At 40.9% G+C, this 23,995-nt stretch carries 25 protein-coding genes, 1 tRNA gene and 1 other RNA gene; 12 read left to right on the forward strand and 15 right to left on the reverse strand.

What is annotated here, in order from left to right; genetic code table 11:
* Positions 1-17 precede the first annotated feature (17 nt).
* The 3 genes from BUC17_RS11640 to menC are packed head-to-tail and all read left to right on the forward strand — an operon-like array spanning position 18 to position 2,984.
* Positions 18-692 carry a metal-dependent hydrolase gene (locus BUC17_RS11640; protein ID WP_073364748.1) on the forward strand — a complete coding sequence of 225 codons (675 nt, stop codon included), beginning with the start codon at positions 18-20 and terminating at the stop codon, positions 690-692.
* A gap of 39 nt (positions 693-731) precedes the next feature.
* A complete protein-coding gene (locus tag BUC17_RS11645; RefSeq protein WP_073364750.1) occupies positions 732-1,931 on the forward strand; it encodes a tetratricopeptide repeat protein in 1,200 nt (399 codons plus the stop codon).
* Positions 1,932-2,984, forward strand: coding sequence for an o-succinylbenzoate synthase (gene menC, locus BUC17_RS11650; RefSeq protein ID WP_073364673.1), 1,053 nt, complete (start codon positions 1,932-1,934; stop codon positions 2,982-2,984).
* On the opposite strand, the gene BUC17_RS11655 is transcribed toward menC, so the two are convergent.
* Together BUC17_RS11655 and BUC17_RS11660 are read right to left on the reverse strand one after the other, a co-directional pair.
* Positions 2,981-3,208 carry a hypothetical protein gene (locus BUC17_RS11655; RefSeq protein WP_073364675.1) on the reverse strand — a complete coding sequence of 76 codons (228 nt, stop codon included), beginning with the start codon at positions 3,206-3,208 and terminating at the stop codon, positions 2,981-2,983. The genes menC and BUC17_RS11655 overlap by 4 nt on opposite strands.
* Complete coding sequence (locus BUC17_RS11660; protein WP_073364677.1) at positions 3,208-4,251, reverse strand: glutaminyl-peptide cyclotransferase; 1,044 nt, start codon at positions 4,249-4,251, stop codon at positions 3,208-3,210. Before BUC17_RS11660 ends, BUC17_RS11655 begins: the two co-directional genes overlap by 1 nt.
* 88 nt (positions 4,252-4,339) lie before the next feature.
* Between BUC17_RS11660 and ffs the strand changes: the two genes are divergently transcribed.
* The 5 genes from ffs (at position 4,340) to fsa (ending at position 7,710) form a co-directional block, all read left to right on the forward strand.
* An RNA gene (ffs, locus tag BUC17_RS11665) (signal recognition particle sRNA small type) lies at positions 4,340-4,438 on the forward strand.
* A 38-nt stretch (positions 4,439-4,476) separates the two neighbouring features.
* The gene (locus tag BUC17_RS11670) at positions 4,477-5,475 is read left to right on the forward strand and encodes an enolase C-terminal domain-like protein (protein ID WP_073364679.1); all 999 of its coding nucleotides are present in this window, start codon (positions 4,477-4,479) and stop codon (positions 5,473-5,475) included.
* Between the two features lie 25 nt (positions 5,476-5,500).
* Positions 5,501-5,863 carry a VOC family protein gene (locus tag BUC17_RS11675; RefSeq protein ID WP_073364681.1) on the forward strand — a complete coding sequence of 121 codons (363 nt, stop codon included), beginning with the start codon at positions 5,501-5,503 and terminating at the stop codon, positions 5,861-5,863.
* Positions 5,864-5,910: 47 nt separating this feature from the next.
* Entirely contained in the window at positions 5,911-6,714 is an 804-nt protein-coding gene (locus BUC17_RS11680; protein ID WP_073364682.1) for an SDR family oxidoreductase, read from the forward strand.
* 339 nt (positions 6,715-7,053) lie between these two features.
* Positions 7,054-7,710, forward strand: coding sequence for a fructose-6-phosphate aldolase (fsa, locus tag BUC17_RS11685; protein WP_073364684.1), 657 nt, complete (start codon positions 7,054-7,056; stop codon positions 7,708-7,710).
* Positions 7,711-7,757: 47 nt separating this feature from the next.
* Here fsa and BUC17_RS11690 read toward each other — a convergent pair whose 3' ends face one another.
* A complete protein-coding gene (locus BUC17_RS11690; protein ID WP_073364686.1) occupies positions 7,758-9,167 on the reverse strand; it encodes a TlpA family protein disulfide reductase in 1,410 nt (469 codons plus the stop codon).
* Between the two features lie 315 nt (positions 9,168-9,482).
* On the opposite strand from BUC17_RS11690, the gene BUC17_RS11695 reads away from it, so the two are divergent.
* Positions 9,483-11,099 carry an ABC-F family ATP-binding cassette domain-containing protein gene (locus BUC17_RS11695; RefSeq protein WP_073364688.1) on the forward strand — a complete coding sequence of 539 codons (1,617 nt, stop codon included), beginning with the start codon at positions 9,483-9,485 and terminating at the stop codon, positions 11,097-11,099.
* A 30-nt stretch (positions 11,100-11,129) separates the two neighbouring features.
* Here BUC17_RS11695 and BUC17_RS11700 read toward each other — a convergent pair whose 3' ends face one another.
* Complete coding sequence (locus BUC17_RS11700) at positions 11,130-12,011, reverse strand: lysophospholipid acyltransferase family protein (RefSeq protein ID WP_073364690.1); 882 nt, start codon at positions 12,009-12,011, stop codon at positions 11,130-11,132.
* A 92-nt stretch (positions 12,012-12,103) separates the two neighbouring features.
* On the opposite strand from BUC17_RS11700, the gene BUC17_RS11705 reads away from it, so the two are divergent.
* Both BUC17_RS11705 and BUC17_RS11710 read left to right on the forward strand, forming a co-directional pair.
* Entirely contained in the window at positions 12,104-12,739 is a 636-nt protein-coding gene (locus tag BUC17_RS11705) for a rhomboid family intramembrane serine protease (protein ID WP_073364691.1), read from the forward strand.
* Between the two features lie 49 nt (positions 12,740-12,788).
* The gene (locus BUC17_RS11710) at positions 12,789-13,478 is read left to right on the forward strand and encodes an SIMPL domain-containing protein (RefSeq protein WP_083544952.1); all 690 of its coding nucleotides are present in this window, start codon (positions 12,789-12,791) and stop codon (positions 13,476-13,478) included.
* Positions 13,479-13,509: 31 nt separating this feature from the next.
* Here the strand turns inward: BUC17_RS11710 and BUC17_RS11715 are convergent, their stop codons facing one another.
* From BUC17_RS11715 to BUC17_RS11755, 8 genes are all read right to left on the reverse strand, one after another.
* Entirely contained in the window at positions 13,510-14,058 is a 549-nt protein-coding gene (locus BUC17_RS11715) for an N-acetylmuramoyl-L-alanine amidase (protein WP_073364695.1), read from the reverse strand.
* 781 nt (positions 14,059-14,839) lie between these two features.
* Positions 14,840-15,550, reverse strand: coding sequence for a YebC/PmpR family DNA-binding transcriptional regulator (locus tag BUC17_RS11720; protein ID WP_073364697.1), 711 nt, complete (start codon positions 15,548-15,550; stop codon positions 14,840-14,842).
* Between the two features lie 85 nt (positions 15,551-15,635).
* Positions 15,636-16,718 carry a glycine cleavage system aminomethyltransferase GcvT gene (gene gcvT, locus BUC17_RS11725; RefSeq protein ID WP_073364699.1) on the reverse strand — a complete coding sequence of 361 codons (1,083 nt, stop codon included), beginning with the start codon at positions 16,716-16,718 and terminating at the stop codon, positions 15,636-15,638.
* 156 nt (positions 16,719-16,874) lie between these two features.
* On the reverse strand, positions 16,875-17,534 hold the full coding sequence (locus tag BUC17_RS11730) for a response regulator (RefSeq protein WP_073364700.1): 660 nt from the start codon (positions 17,532-17,534) through the stop codon (positions 16,875-16,877).
* Between the two features lie 7 nt (positions 17,535-17,541).
* Positions 17,542-18,303, reverse strand: coding sequence for a sensor histidine kinase (locus BUC17_RS11735; RefSeq protein WP_083544954.1), 762 nt, complete (start codon positions 18,301-18,303; stop codon positions 17,542-17,544).
* A gap of 15 nt (positions 18,304-18,318) precedes the next feature.
* On the reverse strand, positions 18,319-18,588 hold the full coding sequence (locus tag BUC17_RS14020) for a hypothetical protein (protein ID WP_143161791.1): 270 nt from the start codon (positions 18,586-18,588) through the stop codon (positions 18,319-18,321).
* Between the two features lie 427 nt (positions 18,589-19,015).
* Positions 19,016-19,714 (reverse strand): hypothetical protein, encoded by a 699-nt coding sequence (locus BUC17_RS11745; protein WP_073364706.1) that lies wholly within the window; start codon positions 19,712-19,714, stop codon positions 19,016-19,018.
* Positions 19,715-20,391: 677 nt separating this feature from the next.
* Positions 20,392-20,465 (reverse strand) — tRNA-Arg (locus BUC17_RS11755).
* 104 nt (positions 20,466-20,569) lie between these two features.
* Between BUC17_RS11755 and BUC17_RS11760 the strand changes: the two genes are divergently transcribed.
* Positions 20,570-21,082: an adenine phosphoribosyltransferase gene (locus BUC17_RS11760; protein ID WP_073364710.1), complete on the forward strand. Its 513-nt coding sequence runs from the start codon at positions 20,570-20,572 to the stop codon at positions 21,080-21,082.
* Here the strand turns inward: BUC17_RS11760 and BUC17_RS11765 are convergent.
* From BUC17_RS11765 to BUC17_RS11775, 3 genes are all read right to left on the reverse strand, one after another.
* Entirely contained in the window at positions 21,076-21,219 is a 144-nt protein-coding gene (locus tag BUC17_RS11765) for an SsrA-binding protein (protein WP_073364712.1), read from the reverse strand. The genes BUC17_RS11760 and BUC17_RS11765 overlap by 7 nt on opposite strands.
* 50 nt (positions 21,220-21,269) lie before the next feature.
* Complete coding sequence (locus BUC17_RS11770; protein ID WP_073364714.1) at positions 21,270-22,178, reverse strand: hypothetical protein; 909 nt, start codon at positions 22,176-22,178, stop codon at positions 21,270-21,272.
* Between the two features lie 88 nt (positions 22,179-22,266).
* Entirely contained in the window at positions 22,267-23,994 is a 1,728-nt protein-coding gene (locus BUC17_RS11775; protein ID WP_073364717.1) for a M56 family metallopeptidase, read from the reverse strand.
* Position 23,995 lies beyond the last annotated feature (1 nt).

Raw genomic sequence — 23,995 nt, forward strand, 5'->3', positions numbered from 1 at the left:
CACAAAACACACACATTATGGAAATTACATTTTACGGACACGCTTGTATTTCAATTGCAACGCAGGGCAAAACGCTTTTGGTCGATCCCTTTATCACGGGGAATCCCAATGCGGCGCATATTGATATTATGCAACTCAAACCCGACTATATTTTATTGACTCACGCGCACCAAGACCATATTTTGGATGCTGAGGCTATTGCAAAAAATACAGGAGCCACAATTATCTCCAATTACGAGATTGCTTCTCATTATGGAGCCAAAGGATTGCCCTACCACCCAATGAATCATGGAGGTAGTTGGCGATTTGATTTTGGGACTTTACGTTATGTCAATGCGATTCACACCAGTTCGTTCCCCGATGGAAGTTATGGCGGTCAGCCCGGAGGTTTTGTGCTGGAAGCGGATAAAAACATCTATATAGCAGGCGATACGGCTTTGACGTTTGACATGAAATTGATTCCCATGCGTACTGCCTTAGATTTGGCCGTTCTTCCCATAGGCGATAATTTTACTATGGATGTTCATGATGCGATACACGCTGCCGATTTTGTGCAGTGTTCACGGGTATTGGGCTATCATTACGACACGTTTGGCTACATTGAAATCGATCATGAAGCGGCCCAAAAGGCATTTTCTGAAGCAGGAAAAACACTTACTTTATTGTCAATTGGAGCAACTCTTTCGGTTTAAGGCATGATTTTGGAGGGCAAGTTCGTAAAAGAGAGTACCATGTATATTCGAAGTTTACTAGTTGCATTATCGCTTTTTGTTTCTCCTTCATGGGCGCAAAAGGCGAAAGGACATTGGGATACCATGCGCACCACTTCCGAAACGATTGAAGTACGTGCAGGTGAACGAAAAATGATTAAAACCAATGCTTTTCCCGAAGGCACTACCGAGATTGTCTATCGTATCACGCTCATGGACGATAATCAAAAGTTAGCTTCAAGTTTGGTTTCTGTTTTAAAAGCCATTCCCGACCCCACAGGGATTTCACAAGGTACCGCTGGAGCTGTTTTTTTGGCCTCTACTGTCAGTGGCAATGACAAAGCAACGTTTGCTGTTTTTTTGGATGAAAAAGCGGCCAAAACCTACCTCACGACGGGAAAACCAACGCAAGCTTGTTATACCCAACCCAATCCAATAAACAAAGAAGCCCGACTGTTATCGGCGACACACGGATGTATGAAAGATGCCCCCGAAGCCTTGTGGTTTGTGTTTCAAAGTGACAATTGGTTGATGAAGCAAAAGATTGTTCTTGAAGTAGTGCCATGGATTGATGCCCAAGCCGCTACAGGTTGGAATCCTGACCGAAAAGCTGCTTTTTTGAAACTTGCCGTAAAACGTCCTATTGCCTTCTATCTTTCCCAAAAAGAAACGTTTTCTGTAGCCTTATTGCAACAGGTCATGGAGCAAATGAATTTTGAAACCTACCATCAGTTGCGCCCCGAGGAACGCGAGTTATTCCTCGAGAAATCGGAAAAAGCGGTTTTAAAGGAATTGGGATTGGAAGCCAAGTATGCCCAAAAAATTCACGATCAAGCTCTTCGATTGTTTTTAAAAGGAAAAACCAAGGAAGGAATAGAGCAATTTGAATCTGCGATACAATCGGGCATGCAAGACCCACTATTGTATGCAGGCTTGTCCTATTGCTATCTTCGTACCAAACAAATGACCAAAGCAGCGACCTTGATGGAGCAAGTCTCGGCTTTGTCCTCAACCGACTTGCGTTTGCAATTGGCACTGGCGCATGTGTATTTGTTTACCGATAGAGTCTCTGAAGCCAAAGCATTGTATAAAAAATATGTTATGCAAAATCTTCCCGATGGAACGCCCTGGAAAGTCAAAGCTCTCCTGGATATTCGAGAATTTGAACGTTCGGGATTACCCAACCAAGATTTGCCCAAGATTAAACGCCTTTTGGAATAAATGGAAGCATTTTACCTTCGTTATCAAATGAATTTTATCCGTCCAGTGGGAACCTCCCGCGGGCAAATGGCCTATAAAGAAACGTGGTTTTTAACGCTCAACGACGGTGCCCAAACGGGTATAGGCGAATGCGGTATGTTTCGTGGGTTGAGTATTGACGACCGACCGGATTATGAAGAAAAACTGCAATGGGTTTGCGATCATATTCATTGGGGGGAAGCGGCTTTGTATGAAGCACTTCACTACTTTCCATCCATTCAATTCGGGTTGGAAATGGCCTTTCGTTCTTTGCGAAGTACCCATCCTGCCTTACTTTTTCCATCTGAGTTTACCGAAGGCAAAGCTGCGATTCCAATTAACGGCTTGGTTTGGATGGGTGATACTTCGTTTATGCATCGTCAGCTTTTAGATAAAATTCAAGCCGAATACCGCTGTGTAAAAATGAAAATCGGAGCTCTTGATTTCCAACAAGAGTTAGGCTTGCTCAGTTTTTTACGATCGCAATTTAACGCTGAAAAACTCGAAATACGTGTGGATGCCAATGGCGCATTTGCTCCCGAGGAAGCGCTTTCAAAGTTGAAACAGTTGGCGGTCTATGAATTGCATAGTATTGAGCAACCCATAGCGCCTAAACAATGGGAGGTTATGCGAACTTTATGTCAAGAATCGCCCATCCCCATTGCGCTTGATGAAGAATTGATTGGGGTATCGGGTAGGGCAGCCAAAAAGGAGTTGCTGGAAACCCTACGCCCACAGTATATCATTTTAAAACCTACTCTTGTTGGAGGTTTTCGGGGTAGTTTGGAGTGGATTGAATTGGCTGAATCTATGGGCATTGGATGGTGGATTACCTCAGCCCTTGAAAGTAATGTTGGATTGAATGCGATTGCGCAGTGGACCTACACCTTGCAGTCCAACCGACCTCAGGGATTGGGAACCGGAGCGTTGTATGCCAATAATTTTGATTGTCCTTTGGAAGTTGTCGGGGATCAATTGTATTACCGCCCAGAAAAGTATTGGGGATTGTATGATATTCTCCCAGAGACGAACTAACGCTTCTTGAGTTTTCGTTTTATTTTCGACCAAAAATTTTGTGGGGTTTCCCTCGTTTGGTTTCGTTTGCATTGGGCAATAAAAGCCTGTGCCTCCTCCTCGGTTACATGTTGATCATCGAAAATGTTTTGGTGACATAACGTACAAAAACGCGCTTTTTCGGTGGGATTTAAGTCCAACCAATTTTCAGCACATGATTTTGGAATAGCATGCAAAGACGACATTATTCAACGATTTTAATTTCAAACATCTTATCCCATTTTTTTCCTGTGATAAAAAAGGTTTGGGTCGCTGGATTGAACGCAATGCCATTAAGCACATCAGTCTCGGGAAGTTGAGTGATTTGTTTGAGTAAATCTGATAGATCCAAAATCGCTTCAATCTCTCCAGTTGCAGGATCGATGCGAACGATGGCGTTTTGTTGGTATACATTACTGTAAATCTTTCCATTAACCCATTCGAGCTCATTCAGATTTTTAACTTTTGAATCCGAAGAATATACCGAAATCACATCGATAACTTTTAGCGATTCGGGATCCAAACGATAGATTTTTTCAGTGCCGTCCGATTGGTACAAATGCGTCGCATCGTGGGTTAGACCCCAGCCTTCAATGGCTCGGTCGTAAGAAAATGATTTGGTTTTCTCTAATGTTTGCGCATCGTAGATAAATCCGGTTTGTTCTTGCCATGTAAGTTGGTAGACTTTATTGTTGAAGATGGTTATGCCTTCCCCAAAGTATTTAGGATCCAAAGGCGTACTGAGTAGTACTTTTCCCGTTTTATAATCGGTTTTCATGAGTTTTGATTGCCCGTATTGTCCTGTGCCTTCGTACAAGGCTCCCTGGTGAAACTCTAATCCTTGGGTATACGAACTGATGTCATGTGGAAACGTATTTACTACTTTATATTTGATTATTTTGGGCGTAATTGCCGAGACGATCTCCAATGATGTAGTGTCTTGGGTGGTGTTCCCTTCGGCATAAATGGCGGCAACTAAGGAGTAGGTGCCTAGTTTTTTCTCGGATATCGTATATCGCAACGGGGTGTTTCCTTGGGTGCTTCCAATGCGCTTTTGATTGAAGGTATACGCCACACTATCGATATTGAGTTGATTCGGATTGGTAATCGCGAGGGAAACCGTTGCGCCAGCGGTGTAGGTTGGCTTAATTTGCGAGGTATCGATTCGCAATCCCGATTCGGTGGGCGCACAAGAAATAACCCCGAGACTGGCTAACAAAATGATGGTGAAGGATTTAATGGTTTTCATAGTAAGGTCCTTGCATTTAATACCTCACAAATGTATTATTTATGCGCTAAAGATGTTGTAAAAAATGAAAAAGAATGTATCTTTGCCGCGGCAAGTCCTACACGACCAGCTCCTGCAAAATCCTCCAGGATGGGAACATAGCAAAGGTATGCGGTTGTAGCGGTGCGATGTAGGTCGCTTGCCATTTTTTTTTGCACTTTCTGCAACTACTTTTCCCGCAACTTTATGGAGCTTCAATGGCATATCGTTCGACTTCAATTGAAGGAAACCTTTTCCATTAGCTATGGCCAATACGACTATCGAGATGCTTTAATTATTCAGTTGACCCATGCTGGGCAAACGGGCTATGGTGAATGCACAGCACTGGGGTATTACGGTATTGATTTGAAACATTTTGAACAACTGTTACTACAACATCAAAAAGCGATTTCCAATTTCGGGATGCATTCTCCCCAAGAGTTTTACACGTTATTGACCCAATGGCAACTGCCAAATTTCTTGAAATCGGCCTTGGATTGCGCATATTGGGATGTCATGGGCAAGTTGGAAAAGCGTTCTTTTTTGGAATGGAATGCCCTTTCTACCGATCGAATTCCTCATTCCAGTTGGACAATTTCTGTGGCAGATGCTCCAACACAAATCGCAAAAATGCAGGCGTCACCGTGGCCAACATTTAAAGTAAAATGCCACGGGTTTAATCGGCATCAATTAACACAACTGCTCGCGACTGATTTCCCTTTTGCGTTGGATACCAATGCGAGTTGGACTCCCGACGAATGTTTGGAGTGGACCCAAATGTCGGGGCGGCATCGCGTTCGTTATGTTGAACAGCCCATGCCTACGGGTTTTGTCAATTATCAACACCTTTCAAAAGAGGACGGGGTGCTGTGGATGGCCGATGAAGATGCCCAAAGTGAAACCGATTTGTCATTATTGGCCAACCATTATCCTGCGGTGAACGTAAAAGTCATGAAATGCGGGGGACTCACACCGGCGCTTGCTATGATTAAAGCCGCCAAAGCAAGGCACTTTAAGGTGATGATTGGATGTATGACCGAATCCACGATTGGAATTTCTGCAGGGGCTGTTTTGGCGCCCTTGTGTGATTACGCCGATTTGGACGGCTCCAATCTCATAGCCAATGACATCGCTACGGGAACTTCCATTAACGCAGGAGTAATCGAATTATCGACCGAACCAGGCTTAGGCATTCGCAGGAAATAAGTATCTTTAACCCAAAATAGATTTCATGAAATTTGAACCGATAGTTCCGTTAATTTGGACGCATCACTTGAACGAGACGGTGGCATTTTATACCGAAAAGTTAGGCTTTCACTTAGGTAATTACAGTGAAGAATGGGGTTGGGCCACGCTCCATCGCGATGCCTGTGAATTGATGGTTTCCCGACCTACGGCACAAACCCGTTTTGAACATCCTTTTTTTACAGGAACTTTTTATATCAAAACCGATGATGTTAGCGCCTTGTGGGATCACGTTAAGGATTCGGTCAAAGTAGCGTATCCTATGGAGGATTTTGATTGGGGAATGCGCGAGTTTGCCATTTACGACAACAATCATTATATACTGCAATTTGGACAGGAATTGGAATAACAAACAGCCGTGAAAGGCAACTACACATTTTCAATAACAACAGCATCATGCAACAAGTGGTTTTCATTACGGGCGCTTCCTCAGGAATTGGGAAAGCGATTGGAACATATTTACACGAAAAAGGATATCGCGTTTTTGGAACGAGTCGCTATCCCGAACGGTATCCCCATTCTGTTTTTCCGCTGGTAGCGCTTGAGGTACGCGATGTATCCAGTATCCAAGCTGCAGTTGCAAACGTTTTGGCTCAGGCGGGACGTATCGATGTGGTGATCAACAATGCTGGGGTAGGCATCACCGGGCCGTTGGAAGAGATCCCGACAGAGGAGATTCGTCAAAATTTTGAAACCAACCTCTTTGGTCCGATTGAGGTTATGAAAGCAGTGTTGCCCCAAATGCGGGCACAGCATTCGGGATTGATTGTCAATATCACTTCGATTGCGGGGTATATGGGACTGCCATATCGCGGGGTCTACTCGGCCTCAAAAGGGGCTTTGGAACTCATTACGGAAGCAGTGAGTATGGAGGTAAAAAGTTTTGGAATAAAGGTGACCAATGTGGCGCCGGGAGATTTTGCCACCAATATCGCGGCAGGTCGCTATCATGCGCCTGTGGTACCGGGTTCGGCTTATGCATCGACGTATGGTAAAACCTTGGCTGCGATGAATGAGCATGTGGACTCGGGCAGTGATCCGCTGGAAATGGCCCAAGCGATTTATACGATTATGCAGGCCAAACAACCCAAATTGCATTATAAGATTGGAGCGTTTATGCAACGGTTCTCCATAGTCTTGAAGCGAGTTTTACCCGATCGGGTGTATGAGAAAATGTTGATGAAGCATTATGAGTTGTAGCGGTTAGCAGTGTACAGTGTTCAGTGTAAAGTCGCAGTCGCAGTCGCAGTCTCAGTCGCAGTCTCAGTCGCAGTTTTCTTATTACTAGTCACTAATTACTAGTCACTAATCACTAGTCACTAATCACTAGTCACCAATCACTAATCACTTAAATCCCAACAAAATTTTCTCAATCAAATCTGGTGTTGTACTTTTGCAATGTTGCGCTAGGGATGGAGGGATTGTTGAAGCTCACCCGAGGTGACGAGGGTAGCGACTCCCGACAGCCCGGCCCCGGAAGCATGGAGGGGAAGCGCCCAAAAACACAAGGTGTAAACACAACTTTTTTATAATTATACTATGAAGTTTTTTATTGACACGGCGAATTTGAATGAGATTCGCGAGGCCCAATCGTTGGGAATTTTGGATGGAGTAACGACCAATCCTTCGTTGATGGCCAAAGAGGGCATTACCGGTTTGGACAACATTTTGAAGCACTATGTGGACATTTGCTCGATTGTTGAAGGGGATGTGAGTGCCGAGGTGAATGCGACCGATTACGAGGGCATGGTGCGCGAGGGTGAGCAATTGGCCGATTTACACCCGCAGATTGTGGTGAAACTGCCCATGACCAAAGACGGTGTGCGCGCGTGTAAATATTTCTCTGATAAAGGCATCAAAACGAACGTGACGTTGGTGTTTTCTGCGGGTCAGGCCTTGTTGGCTGCCAAAGCAGGGGCTACTTATGTTTCGCCTTTTGTGGGCCGTTTGGATGATATCTCCACCGACGGATTGAATTTGATTCAAGAGATTCGCGAAATTTATGATAATTACGGCTTTGAAACCGAAATTTTGGCCGCTTCCGTTCGCCATACCATGCATATAGTAAATTGTGCGAAAATTGGAGCGGATGTGATGACAGGGCCGTTGTCAGCTATTTTAGGTTTGCTAAAACACCCGTTGACCGATATCGGATTGGCACAGTTTATTGCTGATTACCAAAAAGGAAATTCGTAACACACAATACACTACAAAAAAGCCCTGATTTTTCGTCAGGGCTTTTTTTATTGTAAGTCTTCTTCAAAACGGATGTCAAACATATTGGTGAATCCGTTTTTGATCGTGAGGTCTTTGTTGATGATCATGGTGCGGTGTACTTTGGTAATCGCCCATTTGTTTTTGATTTCTTCAAAGTTAGAGCAATGGTATTGCCGGATGGGACCGAAGGAATACTTTGTTAAAGCCTCTTTCCAAGTGTTCGGATTTTTGTCCAAATTAATGGCAATGAATTCGTAATTGGGGTACTTCTTTTGCAATTCCAAGGCCTTTTTGTGCGCTGCGACGAGGTGCGAATTCAATTCTTCACTCCAGAAAAATAGTATCGTATTTTTGGTGATTAGCGAGGACGAATTGACATTTTTACCTGCCGCATCGAGTAAGGTAACGGAGGGTAGTTTTTTACCATCGGTCAATTGGTTGATCGCTTTTCCTAGTTTTAGTATTTCGTTTTTCTTGCTTTTATCGGTGGCGATTTTGTAATAGTGTTTCAAAAACTCTTGGTTGTTGACCATGTTTTGATCTTCCAACAAGTATTGAAAGGCAATGCTGTTGACCACGATATTTTTGACCTTTTCATTTTTGATGAGGGTATCGGCAATTTTGAGTTTGTTGACATTGGTTTTTAACGCCAAGTCGACTTCCGAAAAATGGTTGTGGTAGTGAATCGACCCTACATTGTTGAGCATGTAGTTGAGATACATGACAAACGGACTGAAGTCGGTCATCTTTTCATCACTAAAGTCGATTGTTTTTCGAAAATCGTAGTAATCTTTGGGCAGGGCTTTACTCACATCGTTCCCTGTACGCATTTTGTGTACAATGGGGTAAATTTCTTTACGGGTATAGTGGGGGAAAAGGTACATGCCTTGGGCGTAGACATCAAACTCGTCATTCCATTTAATTTCCTCTTTTTTGGATTTGTAGAAAGCGATATTGTCGGCATTGACTTTGTTGATGTAAGAGAGAAATTTAGGGGCTTCGTAATCCAAGATATCAAAAATTTTGTTTTTCTCTTTCTCGTTACGAAGGTACATTTCCATCAAGAAATTGTTCTTTTGATCGCCTCGGCCACAAAAAATAATGGATTGATCAAAATCTTTGGAATCAATATGAACGCGAATCGAGTCGTTTTTGTCAAAATAAACGTACTGGTATTCCGGCTCATGTTTGAACGTATACAATCCGGGGGCTAGGGAATCAAATTTGACAAAAAACGTATTGTCTGCTTTCAACGGAAGGGTGTCCAATACCACATTGTTTTGGCAAAAAAGGACATAACGCGATTGCGGATTTTCAACTTCACCGCCAAAGTACGCCACATAGTTATCGGCATCGAATTCTTTTTTACAAGACGTCAATACTGAAAGTGCGGCCAAAGCTAGGGCACCATACGTTGAGGCAATTTTGAAATTCATCTACAGTTCTGTTGTAATTCGCAAATGTATTTAGTAGCTGTGCAATATATTGTTAACCATTAGTTAAAAGTGAAGCCTTCAAAATCGGCTGTGGTTTCCAATGCGCTTCAAATTTGAATTATCGGCGGAAACGAACGTACGCCTCTTCTTTTGGAGGGTAGTTTAGGGGGAAATTAAGGCTGTTCGTTTAGGGAGTTTTTTCATGCAGATTGGGCTTTATTTGCTTGTATCAAAGGATAAAAAAACTAGAGGTTGCGGTGGGTAAAGTCGCCCTATTTGCTTACTTTTGCACCGAATTTAAAATCCACTTGTTACATGTTAACTGTATCTAATTTATCCGTTCAGTTTGGAAAACGAATTTTGTTTGATGAAGTGAATACCTCGTTTACCCTAGGGAACTGTTACGGAATTATTGGTGCCAATGGTGCCGGAAAGTCCACGTTTTTAAAAATTTTAGCAGGAGATATGGACCCTACATCGGGGCGAGTGATATTGGAGCCAGGGAAACGGATGTCGGTTTTGAATCAGAACCACAACATGTTTGACGAGCATACGGTGTTGGAAACGGTATTGATGGGGAATAAAGTACTGCATGCGATTAAAACCGAAATGGATGCCTTGTATGCGGATTATTCGGATGAAAATGCCGATCGTATTGGGGAGTTGCAAATTCAATTTGATGAAATGAACGGTTGGAATGCCGACAGTGATGCCGCTGCCTTGTTGTCGAACTTGGGGATTGGTTCGGACTTTCATTACACGCTGATGGCAGAGATGGAGGGGAAGTTAAAAGTACGTGTCCTTTTGGCGCAGGCTTTATTTGGAAATCCCGATGTGCTGATTATGGACGAGCCGACCAATGATTTGGACTTTGAAACGATTGGTTGGTTGGAAAACTTTTTGGCAAACTATGAAAATACGGTTATTGTGGTTTCGCACGACCGTCACTTTTTGGATGCGGTTTGTACCCATATTTCAGATATTGATTTTGGAAAAATTACGCACTATTCTGGGAATTACACTTTTTGGTATGAATCGAGTCAGTTAGCCGCCAAACAACGAGCACAACAAAACAAGAAGGCAGAGGAGAAGAAAGCAGAGTTGGAAGAGTTTATCCGCCGTTTCAGTGCGAATGTGGCCAAATCAAAGCAGGCGACTTCGCGTAAGAAAATGTTGGAAAAGCTCAATTTGGATGAAATTAAGCCTTCAAGTCGTCGTTACCCTGCCATTATATTTGAACAAGAGCGGGAAGCGGGCGATCAGATTTTGAACATTCAAAATTTAGCGGCCTCAATCGACGGTGAGGTTTTATTTCAAAATGTAGATTTAAACATGGCGAAGGGCGATAAAATTGTAGTGTTTTCCAAAGACTCACGGGCTACCACCGCCTTTTATGAAATCTTAAACGGACATTTACAAGCCGATTCGGGAACGTATGAATGGGGTGTGACCACGATTCAATCGTATTTACCCAACGATAATCACGCGTTTTTTCAGTCCGATATCAACTTAGTCGACTGGTTGCGTCAGTGGGCCAAAACCGAAGAAGAGCGCGATGAAGTATACGTACGAGGTTTTTTAGGAAAAATGATTTTCTCGGGCGAAGAAGCGTTAAAAAAGTGTAATGTATTGTCGGGAGGGGAGAAGGTGCGTTGTATGTTATCGCGCATGATGATGCTTCGCGCCAATGTGTTGATGCTCGACGAGCCTACCAATCACTTGGATTTGGAATCGATTACAGCGTTTAACAATTCCTTGAAGAACTTCAAAGGATCGGTCTTGTTTACTACCCATGACCATGAGTTTGCTCAAACAGTGGCCACACGGGTACTTGAACTTACCCCACAAGGTGCCATCGACCGTTACATGACTTTTGATGATTACTTAGAGGATCCCAAAATAAAAGAATTGCGTGCGAAGATGTATGCATAAAATAAAAATCCCGAGTCAATCGGGATTTTTTTATGCCGTTCTTTTTTTATGTTTCCAGCGTTTATGCGTCCACATATAGTATTCAGGTTGTTCTAAAATTTGCGCTTCTACTTTGGCCATAAAAGCTTCCGAGAGTTTGTAATCGGGAACTTCATGCACATTGTCGGAGAGTATTTCAAAAGTACCTTCATAGTATCCTCGTTTCACTTTACGCACTTTTAAAAATAGGACATTCATATCGTATTGTTTGGCCAATGATTCTGCGCCAATGTGAATAGGCGTTTCGATTCCCATAAAATGATGCCAGTGCAAATTGGTTTCACTCCAGCGCGGTGTTTGATCGCTAGCAAAACCGTAGAGGCCTAAGATCCCTTCGCGCGCATTTTTTTCGATGGTGGGTTTGGTTTCCTTGGTGGTGATTAAATAGGCTTTAAAGCGTGAACGAATTTTTTTGACCAAGCGATCAAAGTAGGGATTGGCAATTCGTTTATAGATGGCAAACCCTTTAAATCGAGTGTAATAATTCATCGAAATCACCCATTCATAACTTGCATAGTGACCACACATTAAGGCAATACTTTTTCCTTTTTCCTCCATTGCATGAAACAAATCCATATTGGTGAAGGTAAATCGTGTCTCCATAGTTTTACGTGAAATAGACAAGGTTTTGATCATTTCCAAAAACATATCGCACAAATGCTGAAAGGATTTTTTCTCAATACGCAAGCGTTCGGCTTCACTAAGATGGGGCAACGCCATAGCTAGGTTGCGTCGCACGGCTTTTTTACGATACCCAATTACGCGGTAAAGTAAAATATAGATGCCATCCGACAGTAAGTATAAAAGCGGAAAAGGCAATTTGGAAATCAACCAAATTATCGGATATATGAGAAGATAGACAAGAAATTGCATGCAAGAAATTTGTGCAAATATAAAGGGTTTCCTTAAGATTTTATTTCGAATTAACAATTCTTAAGTTTGTACTTTTACCCAAAAATAGATTTATGATAGTGCTATATGTCTTAATCGGAATCACGGCTTTGATCAGTTGGAAAGGGTGGGAGGACACCTATTTTTTCCGAAAATACATGTTTCATGTGGGCAGTATTCGCGCTGGCGAGCATTTCCGAATGGTAACTTCGGGATTTTTGCATGCTGACATCATGCATTTGGCTTTCAATATGATTTCCTTATATTTTTTCGCGCCGGTGGTGCTATATCAATTGGGTTTATACATGTTCTTATTTCTCTATGGAGCCAGTTTGTTGTTTGGAAGTATGTTGACATTGGCTTTGTATAAAAATCAATACCATTATACTGCTATTGGAGCTTCGGGAGCGGTAACCGGAATAATCTACGCCGCAATTTTACTCAATCCTGAGATGGAGTTGTATCTGTTTTTTATTCCAATTCCTATCAAAGCCTATCTTTTTGGGATGGGTTATTTATTGTACTCCATTTACGGGATGAAAGCACAAAATGATGGGATTGGGCATGCGGCTCACTTTGGAGGAGCAATTGCAGGATTGTTTTTTACATTGCTTAAAGCACCGCATTTGTTTTTCAATCAACCGCTTTTAGTTGCAGGATTGTTATTGCCGATCGTGATTCTTTTTTTTATGGTAAGAAAACGAAAATAAGAAAGGCACAACTTTTGTAATCCAAATAAAAACCTAAAAAATAAATATCATGAGAAGAGTAATTGTTGCCATTATGTTGCTAAGTTTTGGATTGTTTACCCAAGCACAAGAAGTCAAATCACTTCCCCAAATTACGGTTTCAGGCGAGGGTAAAATGAAAGTAGCTCCCGATTACGCTGTTATTTCTTTTGGGGTTGAAACCCAAGGAAAAGAGGCAGCGGCGGTGAAAAAGACAAATGATGCTACGGTAGATGACGTATTGCGTTTTCTAAAAAAGTTTGGGATAGCGACCAATGATATGCAAACAATTGGGGTTCATTTGGGGCGCATATACACGGGTGAAAAGAATAAATTTAATTACCAAGCCATTCAAAATTTGCAAGTTACGTTACGTGATTTAAAACAATACGATGCCTTGGTTATGGGGTTGGTAGATCAGGGAATTAATACCATTTCGGGCGTAGAATTTAAGGCAACAAAAATAGAAGAATACAAAACTCAAGTTCGCAAACTGGCCACGCAAGATGCTTTAAAACGCGCTCAGGATTACACCTCACCCTTACAGCAAAAAGTGGGAAAAGCCCATCAAATTTCAGAGACAGGGTCTATGTTATATCCTACCCTACAACGTGCTGAAGGTTTTTTTACCAAGGAAGCCGATGCCATGCCACAAGAAACGTTGGCGATTGGTGAAATCGAGATAACGGCACAGGTGACCATCAGTTTTGTGTTGGAATAACGTTCATTAGCAGGAAAGCACATTTCAAGAATCAATATACCCGCTCTGGAAGATACACCGTATCGAGAAAAGCTTTCCATTGAAGTGCATCCATAATGAGGTCGGGGTCAATTTGTTTGACCATTTCAAAAGGACGTACAATTTGGTGTCTTTGGAGTTGGTATTGGTGAATCAAGTGTTGCACCAAAGGAAGGGCTTTTTGTAAAACTTTTTGTGGAATGGGTCCCTCAGTCGCACAGAGTTCGATACCCAAGGTGACATTATTGGCCGATTTTTCGTTTCCCATCAATTGACGGGCTAGGGGCGTGTAATTGTAAAAGGCTGCGCCAACATGATATCCCGTTTCTGTTTCGGGAAGGGTTTGCACAATAGTAGTTTCATTGATTACATAATGCGGCGCATACCGTATCAATTGCCGTTCGGTGTTGTACCGTCGTTCATTCATAAACCGCAACCGTTCGTCGATTGATTTGGCCGTCGAATAGGGTAAAGAACGATGAATAACCAAGGCATTTACGCAAGCAATAGTTCTTCCCGAACGATTATAACCTCCCAAATACTGTGTGTCGATGGCAACCATAAGAAATTGGTTTAGAGTTAGGTTTAAAATGTAGAGCGATGTTTTTCTTTATTTGCCCCTGTGCCAAGGACTTTCTGAAAACAAAAAGGGAATATTGCTCCCAGTAAAAACGGAATGATTCCAAGTGTTGAAGTGGAAACATAAACTACCAGTAAACATTCGGAGGTTCCCCCGATGAGAAGACTTGCCACAAGTGCATTCGCTGCTTGAATGCTATTTCTGGATGAAAATTTAGATTGAAATGAAGCGCACAAATAATAGTGAAGGGACAGATAGAGGCCTTGTCCTAGCATTCCCATTATAGCCCCCGTTATTAGTGCACATACCATACGTATTGATTTAAAATTTTATCCTTAGCGTTGGTTTGTTTTTTACCTTTTTCTGTAGTTTGGGTACGACGTAAGGGTCCGAAGACCCTCACGTACCCAAGGCGTATAAATCGAATAATGGCTTGCGTGACAAAATGGAATTGTTATCATGTTTGTCATTGTTATTGCAATATTACTACCCCTATTTTGAATAATCTCTAGGGTTTTTCCTGACGAATCAAAGTATTTTTCCTGAGCTTCTAGGGGAAAAATACCCAAATGTTTGGGGGAAAATACCAATAAGTTGTAAATCAGCAATTTGAGTTTAAATTTTTTCAGATTTTTTTTGGGGTATTTACTTTTAATACGTTTGGTTTAAAACCTGAATCCTAAAAATTTAACATTTGTAAAGTGGCATACAATAAAAAAACCAATCGCGAGGATTGGTTTTCATATACGAAAAGGGTCATTTACTATTCTTGCATGGTGTGGTAGACATTCATCACATCGTCATCTTCTTCAATTTTCTCCAATAATTTTTCCACATCGGCAATTTGTTCTGGGGATAAGGCTTTTGTCACCTGAGGAATACGTTCAAATCCAGAGGATAAAATCTCAATACTGCGACTTTCCAATTCTTTCTGAATCGCTCCAAAACTTTCAAATGGGGCATACATCACAATTCCGTCTTCATCGGCGAAAATTTCTTCGACCCCAAAATCAATCATTTCCAGTTCTAATTCTTCAATATCTTGCCCTGTATTGGGAATTCTAAAATTACAAGTATGGTCAAACATGAATTCGACCGATCCTTGGGTTCCCAGTGTTCCATTGCATTTATTGAAATAACTGCGGATGTTGGCTACTGTACGATTATTGTTGTCGGTAGCCGTTTCAATTAAAATGGCAATACCATGAGGGGCATACCCTTCAAATAAAACTTCCTTGTAGTTTGCCGTATCTTTATCGGATGCTTTTTTAATGGCGCGTTCTACATTCTCTTTGGGCATGTTGGCCGCTTTGGCATTTTGAATAACTGCGCGTAAACGGGCGTTGGTCTCCGGATTAGGACCTCCTTCTTTTACCGCAATAACAATGTCTTTACCAATGCGAGTAAACGTTTTGGCCATAGCGGACCAACGTTTCATTTTTCGGGCTTTTCTAAATTCAAATGCTCTTCCCATAGGAATTTTTTCTTTAGCTGTTAATTAATTTTAGGGGGCAAATTTACGTGATATCAGGAAATTGTGCCTTTTAAATTTTGTGAATTTATTTTTTGTAAAAAGGGAGTTTAACCACTTGGGCAGCTACTTGGTTGTTTCTGATTTTTATATAAATCACTGATCCCACAGCCGCAAATTCAGTAGCCACATATCCCAATCCGATTCCTTTACCCAATGAGGGTGCCATCGTACCCGAAGTCACGATTCCAATAGTATTTCCATCGGCATCGACAATTTCATAATCATGGCGAGGTATTCCGCGTTCGGTCAATTCAAATCCCACCAATTTTCGGCTTACACCTTGTTCTTTTTGTGCTTTTAAGGCCTCATGATTGGTGAAATTCTTGGTGAATTTTGTAATCCAACCCAAGCCCGCTTCGATAGGAGAGGTGGTGTCGTTGATGTCGTTGCCGTACAAACAGAATCCCATTTCAAGACGTAAGGTATCCCGTGCTGCAAGTCCGATGGGTTTGATTCCATAAGCCGCGCCGGCTTCAAAGACCTTATGCCAAAGTTGTTCCGCATTTTCATTTTTGCAATACACTTCAAATCCTCCCGACCCGGTATATCCTGTAGCAGAGATAATTACCTCTTCGATACCCGCAAAAGTGCCTACTTCAAAATGATAGTATTTGATGTTGGCCAAGTCAATCGCCGTCAACGATTGCATGGCTTCGACAGCTTTCGGACCCTGGATGGCAAGGAGTGAGTAAGCATCGGAAAGATTTTCCATAACAGCTCCTTCGGTATTGTGTTGCGCAATCCAATTCCAGTCTTTCTCAATATTGGAAGCATTAACGACCAGTAAATAGCTCATTTCATCGAGTCGATATACAATCAGGTCATCGACGATGCCGCCTGTCGCGTTGGGCATGCAGGAATATTGAGCACGGCCAATGTCAAGCGTTGCTGCATCGTTGGTCGTTACGCGTTGAATCAAGTCCAAAGCATGGGGACCCGATAGTAGAAATTCGCCCATGTGCGACACATCAAAAACGCCCACTCCGTTGCGAACGGTTTCATGTTCGGCATTGACGCCTTCGTATTGTACAGGCATATTGTATCCAGCAAACGGAACCATTTTGGCGCCTAATTGGATATGAATGGGAGTTAAAGCTGTATTTTTCATCCGTTGAATGTTAGTTTGTGGCGCAAAAATACAAAATTAGCCTCCAAGTTTAGAGGTGCTTTTTTGATTATTTCATGTCAAAAATGGGCAAAAAAAAAACCAAACGCTGCATGGGCAAGTTTGGTTAATGATTATACATTGATGAATTGCGAAGGATTACAGAAAGGGTTCCGTTAAACGATGTTTGTAAGAAAACAAAACCAAGCCCACTTTGGAACGAATTTGAAAGCGATCAAACAGCGTGGTGCGGTAGGCATCAATAGTTTTTCCAGTCACATTCATGATTTTGGCCATTTGGTCATAGGTGAGTTCCCGTTCATCGCATACTAGGGTGAGAAACTCTAGTTCTTTGTCGGTCATTTCGAAGGTAATGGGGAGTTCTTCCTCTTTGCGAACATCGTAATTTTTGATGCGATTTAAAATTTCAGTGATGTTATTGTAACCAAAATTGATGATGTTGTCAATGGCAAATTTAAGGTCGGCAGCTGAACAATTTTTATGTAAAAACCCCCGGGCTCCATGGTGATAGGCATCGTCAATGATTTGTTCATCAATATGTTGGGTGAGGAGTAGTACTTTGTGTTCCCCAGTTTTCTTTTCAAGTTCTTGCAACACTTCAATCCCATTTTTATGTGGCATTGAGTAATCCAAGATGTACATATCGGGAATGGGAACAAGCGGTAAGGATTCTAGGAATTGATCGCCATCATCAAATTCATGGACAACCTGATATTCACCGAGGCGTTGAATGAGTTCTTTGAGACCTTGGCGAACGATGGCATGATCATCGATTAAGCAAATGCGGATGGGTTCCATAAGCGTTTTAATTGCGTTGTAGGGTTATTTGTGTTCCACGTCCAGGTTTGGATTCAATGACTAGCGAACATTGAATTAACTCCGCTCGTTTTTTCATATTGACCAAACCCAATGATAGCGTTTTTGTAGTTACATCAAATCCTTTCCCGTCATCCTCAATCTGCAAGCTGAACTTGGGTTGTGTGGCTAACTGCACACGTATAGTTTTCGCCCGGGCATGTTTGATGCAATTGTTTATCGACTCCTGAAAGATACGATAAATAATTAACTTTTCATCATCTTTCAAGAAGGGTTGTGTATCGCCCAAATTCATTTCAAATTGGATACTGCTATTTTTTTGCAAGCGTTCCATTTCGGTTCGAATGGCTTTGGCTAAATCTTGTTGTAAGACCAACTGACTGTTGAGGGAGTGACTAATACTGCGCACGGATTGTGACAGTCGCTTTAGAGACTCACTCAGACTTTCAAGGCGTTCGGACTGTTCAGGATGGTCGTATTTGTAATTCTCGATTTGAAAATTCAAAGCCGTGATCTGTTGCCCGGCATCGTCGTGCAAATCACGCGAAATGTTTTGTAAAACCTGTTCTTGGGTTTCAATAATGGTTTGTGTGATATTACGTTGAAACTCGAGGTCTTTTTCAAACAGTTGTTGGGTATATTTTTTTACTTTCCCAATATGCATACGCGCCAGCATTATACTAAACGTAGTAATCAGGCTTATAAAAACTAAGCAAATCAGGATTCCAATGGCAAGACTGTAATTACTCATAAAAAACAATTGGTGCTATTCTTCGGGAATGACTCGTTTATGATTGCGGTATTCGATATAAATGTACCATAAAAGGAGTGAGTAGCTGATAAAGTTGATGTAATTTGTTGTAATGGTATAGAGGTCGTAACTTTTATAAATTATAACTTGTTGAAGTTTTACATCAATGAAAGCAAATACCAATGAAAGGCCAAAGAACATGAGGATTGGCGCACTAAGTAATCTATATTCATTGTTAAAAAGAAAATTGAAGTCTTCGTTTTTTAACTTTTTAAAACTCAACATAAAAAAAATAGTTAGATACAAAAAAGAACCCATGCAAAAGATGTAAGTTTTTAAATCATCATCTTTTTGAATTACAAAGAAATCAACTACTACAAAGCACAAAAAAAATAAATAAACAAAACGCATCAATTTTTTACTAACCCCATTTTGTTCTAACAAAAAAAACCATAACAAAAAAGTAACAATAAATGATAGTTCATAGTTTTTGTAATTCATATTTGTCCTAAAATGATTATCAGTTATTACAAATTTCATTAAAATAGTAATGAACTCTGTTAAACTATAACAAATCAAAATACCAAAAAAAATCTTATTCGTTTTTCGTTTGAGGGGCATAAAAAAGGCTGCAGCAAAGAATACAAATAACTGATAATAAATAATAATTTTTATGGTACTAAATAAATCACTAATAATTATCATTGATAAATTATTTTATAGAGGCTGCTGGTTTTTTTGATAAATCTAAGATATTAAATGTTTGCCCGCCAGAATAATCATAATACCCCTCCAAATTTTCATAGACTACTTTGAAGGCTACGGTACTTTTATCATCGGCATTGGTGACCTTGGTAAAATAGAATTTTACTTCTTCGAGATTTTCCATAGCGCCATCCATGGCAAGGAACAAGGCTTGAAAAAAGGGTATTGAAAAACAAAGATTTTCATCAGAGTAATTTGTAATCAAATCAAGTCGTTTGGGAATACCGTTTGTATCTGTGATCACTTGTAGGTAATTTGGATAAAAGGTATGCTCAAAATCGGCAACCATTTTTGTTAATGAATCACCATCAATACAGTAAAAATCATTTTGATTAATTGCGGTGTTTATTTGTGTTTTATAAGCTGTGTCATTCAATTCATGTCCTAAAAGGATAAATGAATAACTATCGATAAAACTGATATTTGCCACATGATTGGTGAGCCATTGCGACAACACTGAAAATTGATTGCTGATTAAACTCAGATCGACTATATAATAAGAGGGTACTGTTGGACTGGGTAGCACATTACTAGCAAGGTAGGTTGTGTGTGAGCTAACCCACGCCGCATTAACAGTGGCGCCGTCAATAATAATTATGTTTTGGGGATTAGCAATGTGTTGGGTTAAGTTTTGAGCGAGGTTCATACGAATGGTGTTTAAGGTTAGGAGTTGATTTTATTTGAGACACAAATTTGACCATTGAAGGGGAAAAATCCTATAGGAAAAATACCTAGCATTTAAGGTATTTTTCCTGAAGTTGACCAGTATTTTTCCTAAACAAATGATAATCAGATTCTTGTAATTTTATTTTTGTTTGTTGTAAAACAATTTTCGAAATCATTTATCAAGCATATTTGAAAAATATAATACTTTTCGCACTTTTATTAGCTTAGAAGTAGTTTGGTCTTTGTTTTTTTATCTATTGAAATCAAATTTAAGTCCAAGATTACTTTAGGCTCACAGGATTCAGTACAAGCTACTTTTCATGGAAGATTGTTTTTCGAGGTCACGAAGGGATTTTGCTGCGCAGTCCTTTTCCCAAGTTGTTTTCAGGAAAAGATTGTAAGTCGAGGTCACGAAAGGATTTTGCTGCGCAGTCCTTTTCCCAAGTTGTTTTCAGGAAAAGATTGTGAGTCGAGGTCACGAAAGGATTTTGATGCGCAATCCTTTTCCCAAGTTGTTTTCAGGAAAAGATTGTGAGTCGAGGTCACGAAAGGATTTTGCTGCGCAACATCCTTCAAAGCTCCGCTTTGAGAATCGCATAAAACAAAAAAAAACGCTCAAGTAAACTTGGCGTTTTTTTGTTTTGTGCGATTCATTCGTGACCTCGACAGGATTCAAACCTGTAACCTTCTGAGCCGTAATCAGATGCGCTATTCAGTTGCGCCACGAGGCCGATTTACAATGCAGACTTACAATTTGTAAGTGCTTTATTGCGGGTGCAAATATAGGCATAAATGTGTAACTTGCAAGCGTATTTTTGTAAAAATCCCTAAAAAAATGAACTTAGAAAACTATATTCGTGATATTCAGGATTTTCCCAAACCGGGAATTGTATTCAAAGACATCACCCCCTTGCTTTTATCTCCCGAAGGCCGAAACCAATGCTTGCAACAATTGGTCGCTGCCGGGGCGAAACATCCTATCGATAAAGTCGTAGGTGTAGAGAGTCGAGGATTCTTTTTTGGCACCTTAGTAGCCGATCGTCTTCAAGCCGGTTTTGTTCCTGTCCGTAAACCCCGAAAGCTTCCCTTTCAAACCCTTTCAGAGTCGTATGCGCTCGAATATGGTACCGATAGCTTAGAAATTCACGCGGATGCTATTCAGCCTGGCGATCGCGTGCTCATTCACGATGATGTATTGGCTACCGGAGGGACGGCAGCTGCGGTTTGCCGCTTGGTAGAACGATTGGGCGGCGAAGTCGTTTTATGCTCGTTTTTGATGGAACTCACCTTTTTAAATGGGCGACAGCAACTCGACAATCGTCCCATTCATGCGGTGATGACTTATTGATTTATGGCTCTAGAAGTCACATAGTACCGCCAAGCTAAAATGGCAAGTTGCCACTTTTTCGCTTTGGCAGGATCCAAGGCTTGTTTGGTAAAACTGGGTAAAAACAAGCGATTACAACGCGCTAGAAATCGAAACATATTTTTTTGGTAAAAATAAAAAAAGACCCTGAATCAAGGGTCTTTTCATATTATGCTTTTTTTGCTTTTGCGGGCGTCGCTTTTTTTTCTTTTTCCAAAGCTTTTTTGGCTTTTTCCAACTCTTCACGGGCTTTCACCATTTCTTCTTTGGCAGCTTCTAATTCTTTTCTCGTTTTTTCCAAGTCTTCTTCTGAAGGACTATCTTGAGAAAATTCACCACGAAGCGACTTTATTTTTTCTTTGAATTGTTCCAATCCTTCCGAATTGCGAAAATCAAATTCAAAGGGACTTCCTTCTCCAAATCCTTGAATGGACATTTTGTTGTTTTTCAAAATTTCATCCAACTCTTCTTTGGTATAGTCATCACCGCCTTCTATCACTTTTCCATCTTCAATGACAAGAGGTTTTTTTCCATTCTCTTTGATAATCATTTTTGATTTTCCTGAAAAACCTTCGCCATTTCCAAAATTGAAGTTGAATTCCTTCATATCGGGCATTCCTTCCATCATAAATCCATTTCCAAACGGGCGCATACTATTACCGCCAAACGAACGGCCAAACCTATCGTTCATCGCAATAATGTCATTGCTTTGCGCGGGTGAACCAAAACCAATAGTTCCGTTTTGTTTGAAAAGAACGATATCTGTAATGGGTTGCTCTTGATCGTATTCCAAAGACCCTTTGTTGCCCTTGCGGTCTTTGTAATCTACTTTAATAGCCGTAATTTCTCCTTTACTGTTGCGCTTTACTCCCGAATATTTTACGGTTACACCATAATCCGCCAACGCTTTAATGTCATCTTTCATCTCCTGTTCGGGCGTATTTTTTCGCCAGGTCATGACCACATTGTCGTTTTGCGATTCGGTTAAATCCATTTTATTTTGCGCACTCAACAATTGCGCAAACATAAGCACTACCACGAGGGTAAACCAATGAAATAATTTTACAATAACTGACATATACTTCGAGTTTTGAATTGTTTTTGGTAGAACAAACTTAAAAAATAGCGAATTGCATTGTTAGACTTTTGCAGTTTTTTAACGCGGTTTAATCCTTTTTTAGTTTCGATTTTGCTTTTTCATATTCAGCCTTTGCTTTCTCCAACTCGGCTTTCATTTTCAGCATTTCTTCTTGCACTTTGGCCAAGTCTTGACGCGCTTTTTCCCAATCTGCTTGTGTACTTTTTTCTTCCGAAAGTACTTTTTTGATTTCTTCTTTGGCTCGGTTTACGGCGGCATCAATTTCCTCCTCATTCGCCATATCACTGGTAATTACTTTTTTGGTTACAATTTTTATGACACCATTCTTACCCATTTCCAGTGCCTCAGGCGTATTTTTATACACACTCATTGACGCTATGGTATTTGGGTCTAACGAATTTAGGTCAAAATCGACATCCATCTTTTTTCCATTGATGAATACCAAAGGCTTGTCAGAAGCATCGATTTTTCGAATAATAATTCGCTCCCCATTTTTTGGTTGACTCGCATTATCGGTGTCGTTGATGATGATTTCAGTTCCTTCTTCATTGCGGATAATTCGTTCCTCGATACGGATTTCTTTTCCTTGTTGGTGGTTTGTATCAACTTTGGAAGCGATAAGGGTTTCTGACTTAGGGGCAGCAAATCCGATGTATTTATCCGATTTGATAAAAATCAAGGGTTTGATTCCTGTTTCAGATTTCACCGTGGTTTCTCCTTCAGCATCATGGGTGCGGTATTGCACTCGAATTTGGGTTATTTCGCCTGCCGCATTGCGTTTTAATTTGCTGTATTTTAAAGTAACGCCTTTTGATTTTATGCGTTCAATGTCCTCTTTGATTTCGGCTTCGCTGGTGTTTTTATCCCATCGAACTTGGTAGGCTTCTTCAAATTGGGAGGTGGAGTAGGTGACTTTTCGTTCTTGGGCCACTGTTTTTACTTGAAAAATGAGCATAAAGGCTACCAAGGCAGGCAGCATGATTCCGTATTTCCATAAATTACGGCGTTGCGATTGTTTTTGTTGTAACATGAGAATTCGTTTTTTGATTAAAGATTGATTGAAAGGATTGGTTAACGAGAGCGCTTGTTGACTAGTGGCTACTTTAACCAATGTTTTTTGATATACCGCGGGGGATTCCAATTGTTCCATGGCTTTTTGGTCGGCTAGGAATTCTAAATTTTGTGCGATAGCCTTTTTATAACGCCAAGCCAAAGGATGAAACCAAAAGAGTCCACAATACAGGTGTGAAAGCAAGATGTCGATGGAATGATATTGGTTGCAGTGAATTTTTTCATGCAAAACAATACTCTTGCGTTCTTCTTCGGAATACAATTGATTGTTGATGACGACATAGTTGAAAAAGGAAAAGGGAGTGACTTCTTGCTGCACATGCACCATGCGTAACGAAGCTTCCGAGGTAACCGGATGTTTTTTTAAAAACAAAAGAATTGAAATCAGTTGCACCAAAACACGACCGAGGATGATCAAAGCAATAATCAGATAACTTCCCATAACAAGCGTAGTCCAATCCCAACTTGGTTCTGTGGGAGGGGTGAGCGATTCTTGGGATTTTGCCATCGCCATCCAATCTTCCATGGACCATTGCGGACGTTCAACGTAGATTGTTTTTGTCCATGTGAAAAGGGGGAAAAAGGCCGAAACAAATAAACCACTCAATAGAAACCAACGGTTGCTGGAAAAGAAGGTTTCTTTACGCAATGAAAAATAATAAACCACGTAAAAACAAGTGAGTAGCCCAGCTGACTTTAAGCCATAAATGAATAGTGCCTCCATA

Origin of the sequence: Flavobacterium fontis (genome assembly GCF_900129405.1) — a bacterium.
Taxonomy (GTDB): domain Bacteria; phylum Bacteroidota; class Bacteroidia; order Flavobacteriales; family Flavobacteriaceae; genus Flavobacterium; species Flavobacterium fontis.